The following is an 11,404-nucleotide window of genomic DNA, read 5'->3' as shown; positions in this document are numbered from 1 at the left end:
AAAAATCAAAGAACCCCGAGAAAAAATCATATTTGTGATCTTGATCTCGGGGGTTTTGCTAAGGATAGAAATTATGTCCTTATTCTTTTTTTACGATCAATCACCTAACACGATTGCTTCAATCTCAACAAGGGCATCCATTGGTAATTTTGAAATTTCAATGGCTGTTCGAGCTGGATATTCCGCAGATAACTTTTCTTCAAAGGCTTGATTTACCTCTGAGAACTTAGACAGGTCTGTCAGATAGACGGTTAGTTTAAGCACATCTTCAATTTGAAATCCTTCGATTGATAAGATTGTTTCGATATTTTCAAGACACTGAAGCACTTGATCATAAACAGTGGTTGCCTCAATCGTATTTGTTTCTGGATTGATCGGTAATTGTCCAGAAGTGACTAAGAATTTGCCTTTCTTGCGATACGGACTATAAGGTCCAATAGCTTTCGGTAATTTTTTCATGGCGAGCTTCCTCTCTTAATAAATTCCACTACTATTGTATCCGTTTACAACCAGCAGGTGGGGATTATAACAAGATATTCCAAATAACTTTAGGAGATTCTAATCAAGAAGGATTAAAGCAGAGGCTATTTTATAAATATTTTTTCCCCATTGGCTTTATAATGGTCTTACGACAAAATCATCAGAATTAGAAGATAAATAAAACTTGAAGCAGCGAAAGAAGTTTAGACAGACTAACAAATTTATCCAATAAAAATCCCTGCGACCAATTATAGTCGCAGGGATTTTCGCTTAACGAAATACCTCAATGATGATCATAATCAAAGGAATCGCATTGAGTGCTCCGTGAGAAATGATTCCGACCCAGGTATTCTTCGATTTATAGACGGCAAAGGTAAAGAAGAGAGCAAAAGGGATCAGCATTACTAACTGCCATTTCCAAAAGAAGTGCCACAGCCCCCACATCAATCCATGAATCAGCCATGCTTTGGTGCCGAAGCGTTCGACTTGTCTAGGCAGGATGATTCCACGCCATAAGAATTCTTCACTAAAGATGTTAAAAAACCAGCCGATGAAATAGACGATGGGGAGCCAATATTGACCAGCTAAGGAATAGTCCATCATCGTTCCGCTGATCGCTGCTTTGTTTGGATTGATCTCGGCTGGGAAAAAGCTGGGAGGACTGAAAAAAGAATGCTGCGCTAAATTATTCATGATAGGCGTAGTTGTTGCTGCTAGTATCAGATAAACCAAAATGATCCCAAGTATCCAAAACCAATCCGATCTTTTTAGGCGAGTCAAGTTCAAGCGTTGTTTGAACGCTGAAAGCTGCCAAGGGTTTCCTTCTCTTCTGTATAGTACCAGCGCCGTAATGAACATAAAAATGAAGGGAAGATAAAAGAGAACCAGATAGCCTTTGATAAAGGGAACGCCGGCAGCCATAAGAGCTGGGATTCCTTTATATAGTCCCAGATAAATCAGTACCGAGCTAATGACAAAATAGCAGGTTGGTGGAATCGTATGCGTGAGTTGGATTGTTTTTGCTTTCATTAGTTATGCTCCTTTTTCTTTTTTTTGTCTACTAGAAAATCAGCGAGTGTATCAACGATTAGTTCTAGTGAAATTTGTCGTGCTGCCTTTCCGTAATCGACATTTACCGCCGTAAAATGAAGGCAATCCATCAAGTAGGAAATCACGCCAAAGGTTTCGAGATCAGTAGAGTCGATACCAAAAAGTTCGGCGATTTGTTGAAAATTATTGGTTTGCTTTTGTTCTACTGAAGCCTTCGCTTTAGTCGGCAGCTTCTCTGTCAAAGATTCCATATCCTCTGGTCGTAAATAAAGTACGATACTGTCTTTCGATAAATATATTTCCTTTAATGCTGTAGTGACCTTCTCACGAAAATCGCCTGTCTTATAATCAATTGCCAGGATTGTTTGAAAAAGTTTCTGTTCACTTTTTTGAATGACATGAAAGAGCAGCTCTTCCTTTGATCGGTAATAGTTGTAGAATGTTCCTTTAGCGATGCCGACTGCCTGGATGATATCCTCCACCGTAATTTTCTTCATGCCTTTTTCCTTAATTAACTGGATGGTGTGATGGTACATGGCTTCTCTAAGTTCTTTTTTCTCTTCTTCCGTTACTATTTTCGGCATATTCTTCTCCCTTTTAAATAAGTAGTTTTTTTAATGCGTTTATTCTGACTGAATGATTATCTTTTGGTCACTTTAAAGTATACACGTCCTATTCTGACTGTAAAGTTCAAAATAAACCCTGTCCTATCAAGGGGAAATCTGGTTGGTGAATTTAAGAATTTAAAAATGGGCAGGATTTTTTTGGTTACATAGAGAAATCTATCGTTGCTTCGTCGATTGTATATCTTTCCACAAGCATCAAGTTCGAAAAAACGGTTTCCATCTCCTATAGTAGTAATGGACCAAAGAAACAGGAGGAATCACCATGGATTATCGAGTATTACTTTACTATAACTATACAACCATTGAAGACCCCGAGGCTTTTGCGCAAGAACACTTGGCTTTTTGTCGTGAATTAGATATTAAGGGCCGTATTTTAGTCGCACCAGAAGGAATCAATGGAACTCTATCTGGAACGAAAGAAGCGACTGAGCGCTATATGGAGGTCATGCTGGCAGATGAACGTTTTAAAGATACGTACTTTAAGATGGATGAAAGTGAAGGGCATGCCTTTAAAAAATTATTTGTTCGACCTCGCACAGAGCTGGTCGCTTTGCATTTAGAAGAGGACATCGATCCGCGCCAATTGACTGGAAATTATTTGAAGCCGCAAGCTTTTCGCGAAGCTTTATTAGATGAAGACACGGTGGTCATTGATGCTCGCAATGACTATGAATATGATTTGGGGCATTTTCGTGGAGCGGTTCGTCCGGAAATTCATAACTTCCGTGAATTACCGGCTTGGATTCGTGAGAACAAAGAGAAATTTATGGATAAAAAAATCGTGACCTATTGTACCGGCGGAATTCGTTGTGAAAAATTTTCTGGCTGGTTATTGCGTGAAGGGTTCGAGGATGTTGCTCAGCTTCATGGCGGGATCGCCGCATATGGAAAAGACGAAGCGACCCGAGGCGAACTTTGGGATGGAAAAATGTATGTCTTTGATGAACGCATCAGTGTAGAAATCAATCAAGTCGATAAAAAAGTTATCGGCAAAGAATGGTTTGACGGAACACCATGCGAACGTTACATCAATTGCAGCAACCCTGAATGCAATCGTCAAATGTTAGTCTCTGAAGAAAATGAAGAAAAATACTTAGGCGCTTGTTCAATTACTTGTGCTGAGAATCCAAACAATCGATATGTAAAAAAGCACCAACTGACGACAGAAGAACGAGATGCCCACTTAGCCATGATTGAAAAATAGTGAAACTTTTCAAAAAATTCTCACTCGAACTGTCTTGACACTTCCTGAGTTTTAAACTAAACTAAAGAACGAATCAAGTGTCTTGACATATCGAGGAGGATAAAATGAAAAATAAATCTGTTAGAAACTTGACGATCTCGGCCTTATTGATCGGCTTGGGGATTTTGATCCCAATGGTCATGCCGAAAATCGTGATTGGACCAGCATCATTTACGTTAGCGAGTCATGTTCCAGTATTTATTGCGATGTTCTTTTCACCGCTAGTAGCACTTGCGGTCGTTATCGGAACGACCTTCGGCTTTTTCATTTCGACAACACCGATCATTGCTTTACGCGCTTTTTCTCATTTGATTTTTGCTTTGATTGGAGCCAATTATCTGCAAAGGCATCCGGAGCTTGTTTTGAAAAATGGCAAATTTACTTTAGCCAATGGTCGTTTCCAAGTATTCAATGTCGTGATTGGAATTATCCATGCGGCTGCTGAAATGATCGTTGTATCCGTCTTTTATTTCATGGGAAATATGCCGGATACCTTCTACTCACAGGGCTATCTATATACGGTCTTTATCTTGATGGGGATCGGCGGATTGGTCCACAGCCTAGTGGATTTCAATATTGCCTACTTTGTGGCAGGGGCTCTGTATAAGCAATTTAACTTGCCGATTTTTGAGAAAGCCGTTAAACAAGAAAAAGAATTGCATAAGGTAACAGCGTAAACCGTGATAATAAATCACGGTTTTTCTTTATTTAAAAACGAAAAAAGAGAAAAAGTTAGGAATGTTCATAATTTTATTCAATATCATCTAAAAAAAGACCTTTTATTCGCTTAAATTTAAGTTATATTTTACTCATAGTTATTCTTATATAGAAAATGAGGGCGAGTGGATGGTTCGAGTATTAGTTTTAACTAAAAATATTTTGGCGGAAGAAATTATAACCAATAAATTGCAACATTTAAATTATGAAGTGTTTTGTTCTACCAGTATTTTAGATGAAATTCAAATGGATGGGCGCATTCCAGAGTTAGTCAATCATTTCCCAATTATCATTATTGGCGAAACGATTTCAAGCTATGAGATGGAATTGATGCTGCCAAGATTAAAACGACACAGTAAGAGTATTTTACGGGAAGTCGATCATTATCTTAGCGAAGATGAGCGAACAGCTTTAAATGAACTAGGTTTAACGGGGATTGTTCAAAACAGCGACTCGGTTGAAGTATTACGCGAGCAGCTGGCGGAAGTAGCTACACAATATCATGGTAGGACGTTCGAGCCGGTCGTAACAGAGGAATGTTCACCTGCTGTTGAAGAAGATAAAGGTCTCTCCGCGATGACTTTGATCAATCTTTCTTCACTTGAGCTGCAGGTATTGGAGAAATTGCGCAGCCAGCCGGGTGAAATTATTTCACGGGATGAGTTGTGTATGGCTTTATGGGGAAATGTTTCACAATCGCGTTTGGCTCAATTATCTTCCTTAGTGAAAAATATCAAGCTGAAATTGGAAATTCTTGAGGTAGATCAAGAAATAATTCAAACCATTTGGGGCAAAGGATATCGTGTTCGCAAAGATGTCGCTGTCCAAAACAAATAAACACTGCGTTGAGAAAAAGTAGTCATGCTTTTTCTCAGCGTTTTTTTTTTAATGAAACAAACAATAGAAAAAAGCAAAAAAAAGCCTTACCTGTATTATAATAAGGTTGAAGAATTTTTTTAATTGTTCCTTACTAGATGCTCGCTACATCTGGTGAGGATTTTTTATTTACCCGATTTGCTTGTTCTGAAAGAATCTTATAAACAATTCTTAGAATTTTGTGAGCACAAGCGATGATCGCTTTCTTCTTGCTTCCTCGTCTTGAAATTCGATCATAAAACTCTGAAAATATCGCGTTATTCGATCTGCCAGCGACTCCACCACATTGATAAAGGATGGTTTTTAAATATTTATTTCCAGAAGTAATGTGTGCAGATTTTCTTGCGCCACCACTTTCATAGCTTCCTGGACAAAGACCTGCCCATGATACCAGTTGTTTGGCACTGGAGAACTGCTCTACGTTTGGACCAACTTCAGCCAAGATGATCTCTGCCGCTCTTTTTTTCACACCAGGAATTGTTTGTAAGGCGTCCATTATTTCAGCGTAGTTCGAGGTAATCTCCTCAATGGCTTCATTCAGCACATGTATTTCTTCATCAATTCGCTCTAATGAACGTAAATGACTTTCTAAAAGGATCCGTTGATTTTTGGAAAATGCCCCATTCATTGATTCGGCAATATCAGCCGACGAATGTTTACATCTTTTGGAAATGACTTGGCTTATGCGTTCCTGTGTGGCTTTTTCTCCGGTAAGCAGTACTTCCAAACAGTTTCTTCCCGAACCATTAAAGATGTCAGTGATAAAATCTGCCAACTTGATATTCGCATGTTGCAGGACATTTTGGATTCTATTCCGGTGTTGCGTGCGTTCATTGATATACGACTTCCTAGTACGAGTTAACGAACGCAACTCTTGAATTTCTCGACTAGGAATATAGCTTGAAGCAATCAGCCCCATCCGTCCAAGTCTAGCGATCCATTCGGAATCCTTTTGATCGGTCTTGCGTCCTGGAATCCCTTTAATTCTCTGAGGATTCGCCAAAGCAAGAGGCAAATCGAATTCTTCAAGTACATTCCAAATGGGGCACCAGTATTGGCCGGTACTTTCCATCAAAACTTTTTCAACGTTTTTCTCTGTTAACCATTCTCCGAGCAGCCGTAACTCAAAAGTGCGCGTCCCAAAGGTGCGAATTTCTTTTTTTGCTCGTAAAGAATCCAGCGTCCCAGTGAGAATACAAGCGACAACTGTTTTGGCATGGACATCTAATCCAGCACAGACTTTCAGTTTCACTTCCAACGAGTTTGTTTCCATGAAATCTCCTCCTAAAAAAATTAGGTGACAGATTCACTTCTTGGAAAGTTATCATAATTTTTAATTCGTGCGCGAAGCGACAGTTGGTTTAACAAAAAAGAAGGGAATCACTCGGTTTTTTGTACGGGTTCGGGTGGACGCCATTAAAAAGACCTCGAGTATGTGTCACCTAATACCATTATACTTTCAACAGGCGAGAAATTGTTTCCGAAGATGGTTTAAGGGAGGAGCGCCTCCCTTTTGGTTTTTTGTGGGAAAAATCGAAACGATGCTTTCTTTTCACAAGCTATGCTAAAATAAATCGTAAGCATTAATGATTCAGAATGCTAGACTCACGTTGCAGTTTTACTCATAATGAATTGAAAAAACTCCAAGGAAGAGATTATGGCATTCATTCAATTAAGGAGCGCAATAAAGTGAAAAAAAGTATTTTAACGAGCTTGCTGTTTTTCTCAGCGGTAATTATTCTAGCCGCCTGTGGAAATTCTACCAAGAACTCGTCAGTAAATAGTGATTCAACAAAATCAAGCGAAACAACACAACAAACGGAACAGACGACGGAATCGAAAAATGAGGAAATGACTGTGAAAGAAAAAGTCGCTAAAACAATGCAAGCAATGACGTTAGAAGAAAAAGTCGGGCAATTATTCATGGCGCGGGTGCCAGAACAAAATCAGGAAGCAGATATTCAAAGCTATCATTTGGGAGGCTATCTGCTTTTCGATCGTGACATGGAAGGAAAAGGTCAAGCGGATGTGAAACAAGCGATTGCCAGTTATCAAGAAGTGAGTAAGATTCCGATGTTTATCGGCTCTGATGAAGAAGGCGGAACGGTCAGCCGTTTAAGCAGAAATCAAATCGTGTCTCCAGCGTTTAAAAATCCCCAAACATTGTATCAGGAAAACGGCTGGGAAGGTATCACGCAGGAAATTGATCGCAAAGCGCAGGTTTTTGGCGAGTTAGGTATTCAATTAGGGATGTTCCCAGATGTGGACGTATCGACCGATCCAGAATCCTTCATTTATGATCGGACGATCGGGATGGACGCAGAAGGAACGAGTCATTACGTGAAGCTGAGCGTAGAAGAAATGAAGAAACAAAAGCTTGGTTCAACCTTGAAGCATTTCCCTGGTTATGGAAATAATCGTGACTCGCACGTTGAGATCGTAACAGATATCCGTTCAATGGATGAATTGCGGAAGAATGATTTTCTGCCCTTTGAAGCAGGGATCAAAGCAGGAGCGGACAGTATCATGGTGTCGCACAATATCGTTCAGGCGATCGACGGCGATCGTCCAGCATCGATCTCAAAACCAGTGCATGATGTGATCCGGAATGAACTAGGTTTTACAGGTGTCATTATGACTGATGATATGGATATGGCAGGTCTAGCGAATTTCATTTCGCAAGAAGAAGCCGGTCTGCAAGCCTTGCAGGCAGGAAACGATCTGATTTTGTCTTCAAGTTATAGCAGTCAGATACCTTATATTTTAGAAGCAATCAAAAAAGGGGAATACAGCGAACAGCAGCTTGATCAATCGGTGGAACGCCTGTTGACATGGAAAGTTGAATTAGGTTTGATTTAAAGGAGGAATTTGTATGTGCGCGTCTATGCGTTTGAGAATGAATCGAATCGCCAAATAATTAACGTTTGACGAACTTCTTGTTTTGTCAAACGACAAACAAAGGAGCAATTATGGAAAAACAACAATGGAGAAAAAAATATTTAACGATCTTATCTGGCCAGACAGTGTCTTTGATTGGGAGCTCTGCTGTCCAGTTTGCTTTGATTTGGTGGCTGACTAATGAATCTAAATCAGCGATCATGTTGTCTTTAGCTGGATTATCGGCTTACTTGCCGCAAATGTTCTTAGGGCCATTTGTCGGTGTTTGGTTAGATCGGCTGAAGCGAAAATATGTCGTGATTTTTGCGGATTTATTTATGGGGTTAGTCGCATTAGCTCTATCTATCTGGTTTTTAGCTGGTAATCCCGGGTATCTGGTAGTGATCGCGGCATTATTTTTGCGATCGCTGGCAAATGTGTTCCATACCCCTTCAATCCAAGCGATCGTTCCTTTACTGGTACCGGAAGAAGAGCTGGTCAAAGCAAACAGCTGGAATCAATTTTTGCAATCGGGCGCTTTCATGCTTGGACCTGTTCTAGGCGCTATGATGTTTGCGGCAATGCCTTTATGGATGATTTTGTTGACGGATTTACTTGGTGCGATAGCCGCTTGTTTGACCTTATGGTTCGTAGAAGTGCCGGACATTCCCCGTAGCGAAGAGAGTATGCAGCATTATCTGGAAGAATTAAAAGATGGCTTTCGAGTATTTAAAGAAGATCCGCCCATGCTGATCATCATGTTCTTTTCCTTTTTCATTATGATTTTTTATCTGCCGTTGGGGATATTATTCCCATTAATGACCAATGTGCATTTTGAATTATCGGCGTGGTTTGCTAGTATGGTGGAATTTTCATACGCAGCGGGGATGATGATCAGTGCTTTCTTGATCGGAATGAAGAAGGAATGGCGGGAGAAATTACTTGCGGCACAGTTAGCCAATGTTGGGCTGGGAATCACGTTTATCGGCAGCGGCTTGGCACCAGCGAATTTAACTGGCTATTGGCTGTTTGTCTTTTTCTGTATTCTAATGGGCGGTGTTGGGAATCTATATAATATTCCGTTTACTTCCTATTTACAGGAAACCGTTGCGCCAGAAAAATTAGGTCGGGTCTTTTCACTGTTTGGCAGTGTGATGTCGGCTGCGATGCCGATCGGATTGTTATTGGCGGGACCCTTATCAGAAAAGTTAGGGATCGCAAGATGGTTTTTGATCTCGGGGATTTTGACATTGATCTTTAGTCTTTTATGTTTGGTGTTTTATCGTCGGGCAAAGTTGAAAATCAAAGAAACTGAATAAAGAATTTGAACGAGTATCGGTCATTTTAGAGCTTGATCAACGATTGTAGGAAGTACAGCGTTGATCAAGTTCTTTTTGTGTTTATGCAAAAGTCGGGCGATGAAATGACCACATTCGATAGAGTATTTGAGCATAGTGGAAACGTTTTTCTGATTATATAATTTAAATACAGACCTGAAGATAAGAAATGAAGTAAGTGAGCAACAATAATAATCTTTAAAACTTAGAGCGTAAAGCGGCATACAGAATTAAAAAGAAAGCTAAATTATAAATCTTTTGGAGGTAATAAACGTGAACAAGAAACAGGTTTTTAATCCATATTTACCATTATATGAATATGTGCCAGATGGTGAGCCGCATGTTTTTAATGATCGGGTCTATCTTTATGGCTCCCATGATGAAGCGGGAAGTGTAAAGTATTGTACAGGTGACTATGTTGTATGGTCTGCTCCAATTAATGATTTGTCCGATTGGAAGTACGAAGGTGAAGTTTATAAGGCAACTCAAGACCCATCAAATTTCCAAGGGAAGCTGCAGCTTTGGGCACCTGATGTCGCGAGAGGAAAAGATGGCAGGTATTATCTGTATTACTGTCTTTCCTTTCATTTAGAAATTGGTGTTGCTGTGAGTGATTCGCCTGCGGGGCCATTTGAGTTTTATGGGCATGTAAAATATCCTAAAAGCCTGAATGACGGCAATGTTTTATCTGACTTTTTACCATTTGATCCAGCGGTATTTGTTGATGACGATGATAGAATTTTTCTTTATTATGGTTTTGCTCCTGCTGAAACCAATCCGGATTACCCTATTGTACCGAGTCCGGGAAGTATGGTCGTAGAGCTGGAAAAAGATATGTGTACAACAAAAGGGGTACCAACGATGCTGATTCCAGGAGGTGCGCACTCGCAAGGGACAACCTTTCAAGGACATGCTTTCTATGAAGCTTCCTCGATGAGAAAAATTGGCGAAACCTACTACTTTATCTATTCCAGTGAACTTAGCCATGAACTGTGTTTTGCCACGAGCAAATATCCTGATAAAGGGTTTGTTTTTGGCGGTATTATCGTTTCTAACGGCGATCTTGGGTATAACGGTAGAGAAAAAGCAGTTAATATGACAGGGAATAATCATGGCAGCATTGAGAATATTAATGGCAAATGGTATGTATTTTATCACAGACAAACTCATGGTACGGAAACTTCAAGACAAGGCTGTGCCGAACAGATCACGCTGTTGCCAAATGGAAAAATTGAACAAGTTGAAATTACTAGTTGTGGGTTAAACGGTGGTCCATTAAAAGGAGAAGGAAGCTATTCCGCAGCGCTAGCGTGTCATTTAACCGGACCAAGCGCTAATGGAAAAATTATTTTCGGACAAGATACTAAAGAGGTGTTGCCCTATATTTTTGAGGAATCTGAAGAGAGCCATTTTGTTGCCAATATAACGAATAACACTGTGGTCGGCTTTAAATATTTTGAATTTACCGGTCTAGAAAAAATCAGCCTTCAAATAAAAGGAAAAGCAAACGGAACAATCATTATTTACCATCACAATCCAGAGGCAGCGGCTGATGATTCGTTGGCAACGAAAGAAATCAAGATTGATGAAGACCAAGCTTGGTTAACAAATGAGATAGTACTGAGTGAACCTGCCTTAAAGGGTGTTTATCCAATATATATCAGGTATGTGGGAGAAGGATATATAAATTTGAAGACACTAACTTTTGGTAGATAATATTCTGGAGATTAAGTAGTGAAAGTAGACTTCCTAATTCAAGTAACCCAATATTTTTCAGTACTATGCGAATCTGAACTATTAGTATAGAAATCGCAATTTTCTACACATGAGATATTATGTGGATATAGTAGCAGACGTAGCTGAAAATGGAAGATACACTAATAATCAACTAACAGAAAACTGAGTCTAATTGAAGAGATTGATCTATTTGCTGATCCAAAAGTCTTTAGTTTAAAAATGAAAGTCGAACGACCGTGCACAGTCGTTCGGCTTTTTAGCGTTTTACAAAATAATTAACCTGCTTTGTTCGTCAAAAAAAGTGAGTGCATTTTTTCAGTTTAGTCGCTATTTTATGTTAGTCTCTTATACACATCTAGATGTGTATTATTTTATCACAGATTACAGCATGTTTTTAGATAGATAAGCTAGAAAAAACTTCAAAAAAATGGGAATAGCTTTATCAGCAGATTGTGGCTTGA

10 protein-coding genes are annotated in these 11,404 nt (G+C 39.5%); 6 read left to right on the top strand and 4 right to left on the bottom strand.

From position 1 onward, the window contains the following. Nucleotides 1–96: 96 nt before the first annotated feature. The 3 genes from A5875_RS10040 to A5875_RS10030 all read right to left on the bottom strand — a co-directional run bounded on the left by A5875_RS10040 (nt 97) and on the right by A5875_RS10030 (nt 2,114). Nucleotides 97–459 (bottom strand): RidA family protein, encoded by a 363-nt coding sequence (locus A5875_RS10040; RefSeq protein ID WP_088933470.1) that lies wholly within the window; start codon nt 457–459, stop codon nt 97–99. Nucleotides 460–750: 291 nt separating this feature from the next. Continuing rightward, nucleotides 751–1,509, bottom strand: coding sequence for a CPBP family intramembrane glutamic endopeptidase (locus tag A5875_RS10035; RefSeq protein ID WP_088933469.1), 759 nt, complete (start codon nt 1,507–1,509; stop codon nt 751–753). Further along, nucleotides 1,509–2,114 (bottom strand): TetR/AcrR family transcriptional regulator, encoded by a 606-nt coding sequence (locus tag A5875_RS10030; protein ID WP_088933468.1) that lies wholly within the window; start codon nt 2,112–2,114, stop codon nt 1,509–1,511. Before A5875_RS10030 ends, A5875_RS10035 begins: the two co-directional genes overlap by 1 nt. 304 nt (nt 2,115–2,418) lie before the next feature. Here A5875_RS10030 and trhO point away from each other — a divergent pair, with 304 nt between their 5' ends. The 3 genes from trhO (at nt 2,419) to A5875_RS10015 (ending at nt 4,953) form a co-directional block, all read left to right on the top strand. Then, entirely contained in the window at nt 2,419–3,360 is a 942-nt protein-coding gene (gene trhO, locus A5875_RS10025; protein ID WP_088933467.1) for an oxygen-dependent tRNA uridine(34) hydroxylase TrhO, read from the top strand. 104 nt (nt 3,361–3,464) lie between these two features. Beyond that, nucleotides 3,465–4,076 carry a hypothetical protein gene (locus tag A5875_RS10020; protein WP_088933466.1) on the top strand — a complete coding sequence of 204 codons (612 nt, stop codon included), beginning with the start codon at nt 3,465–3,467 and terminating at the stop codon, nt 4,074–4,076. Between the two features lie 169 nt (nt 4,077–4,245). Continuing rightward, nucleotides 4,246–4,953, top strand: coding sequence for a helix-turn-helix domain-containing protein (locus A5875_RS10015; protein ID WP_088933465.1), 708 nt, complete (start codon nt 4,246–4,248; stop codon nt 4,951–4,953). Nucleotides 4,954–5,086: 133 nt separating this feature from the next. On the opposite strand, the gene A5875_RS10010 is transcribed toward A5875_RS10015, so the two are convergent. Continuing rightward, complete coding sequence (locus A5875_RS10010; protein WP_088933464.1) at nt 5,087–6,265, bottom strand: IS110 family transposase; 1,179 nt, start codon at nt 6,263–6,265, stop codon at nt 5,087–5,089. A gap of 416 nt (nt 6,266–6,681) precedes the next feature. On the opposite strand from A5875_RS10010, the gene A5875_RS10005 reads away from it, so the two are divergent. From A5875_RS10005 to A5875_RS09995, 3 genes are all read left to right on the top strand, one after another. Further along, nucleotides 6,682–7,851, top strand: coding sequence for a glycoside hydrolase family 3 protein (locus A5875_RS10005; RefSeq protein ID WP_088933463.1), 1,170 nt, complete (start codon nt 6,682–6,684; stop codon nt 7,849–7,851). A 110-nt stretch (nt 7,852–7,961) separates the two neighbouring features. After that, a complete protein-coding gene (locus tag A5875_RS10000; protein WP_088933462.1) occupies nt 7,962–9,188 on the top strand; it encodes an MFS transporter in 1,227 nt (408 codons plus the stop codon). A gap of 291 nt (nt 9,189–9,479) precedes the next feature. Then, nucleotides 9,480–10,922, top strand: a complete 1,443-nt coding sequence (locus A5875_RS09995) for a family 43 glycosylhydrolase (protein ID WP_207114458.1) — start codon at nt 9,480–9,482, stop codon at nt 10,920–10,922. Nucleotides 10,923–11,404: the final 482 nt, after the last annotated feature.

It is taken from the genome of Enterococcus sp. 3H8_DIV0648 (assembly GCF_002140655.1).
GTDB classification, from domain to species: domain Bacteria; phylum Bacillota; class Bacilli; order Lactobacillales; family Enterococcaceae; genus Enterococcus_A; species Enterococcus_A hulanensis.
The sequence above is the reverse complement of the archived record's forward strand: the minus strand, read 5'-3'. Positions and strand labels throughout refer to the sequence as shown.

What these genes read in the sequence shown, in the direction of transcription:
- A5875_RS10040 (WP_088933470.1), bottom strand. Translation starts at nt 459, where the DNA reads ATGAAAAAATTACCGAAAGCTATTGGACCTTATAGTCCGTATCGCAAG.
- A5875_RS10035 (WP_088933469.1), bottom strand. Translation starts at nt 1,509, where the DNA reads ATGAAAGCAAAAACAATCCAACTCACGCATACGATTCCACCAACCTGC.
- A5875_RS10030 (WP_088933468.1), bottom strand. Translation starts at nt 2,114, where the DNA reads ATGCCGAAAATAGTAACGGAAGAAGAGAAAAAAGAACTTAGAGAAGCC.
- trhO (WP_088933467.1), top strand. Translation starts at nt 2,419, where the DNA reads ATGGATTATCGAGTATTACTTTACTATAACTATACAACCATTGAAGAC.
- A5875_RS10020 (WP_088933466.1), top strand. Translation starts at nt 3,465, where the DNA reads ATGAAAAATAAATCTGTTAGAAACTTGACGATCTCGGCCTTATTGATC.
- A5875_RS10015 (WP_088933465.1), top strand. Translation starts at nt 4,246, where the DNA reads ATGGTTCGAGTATTAGTTTTAACTAAAAATATTTTGGCGGAAGAAATT.
- A5875_RS10010 (WP_088933464.1), bottom strand. Translation starts at nt 6,265, where the DNA reads ATGGAAACAAACTCGTTGGAAGTGAAACTGAAAGTCTGTGCTGGATTA.
- A5875_RS10000 (WP_088933462.1), top strand. Translation starts at nt 7,962, where the DNA reads ATGGAAAAACAACAATGGAGAAAAAAATATTTAACGATCTTATCTGGC.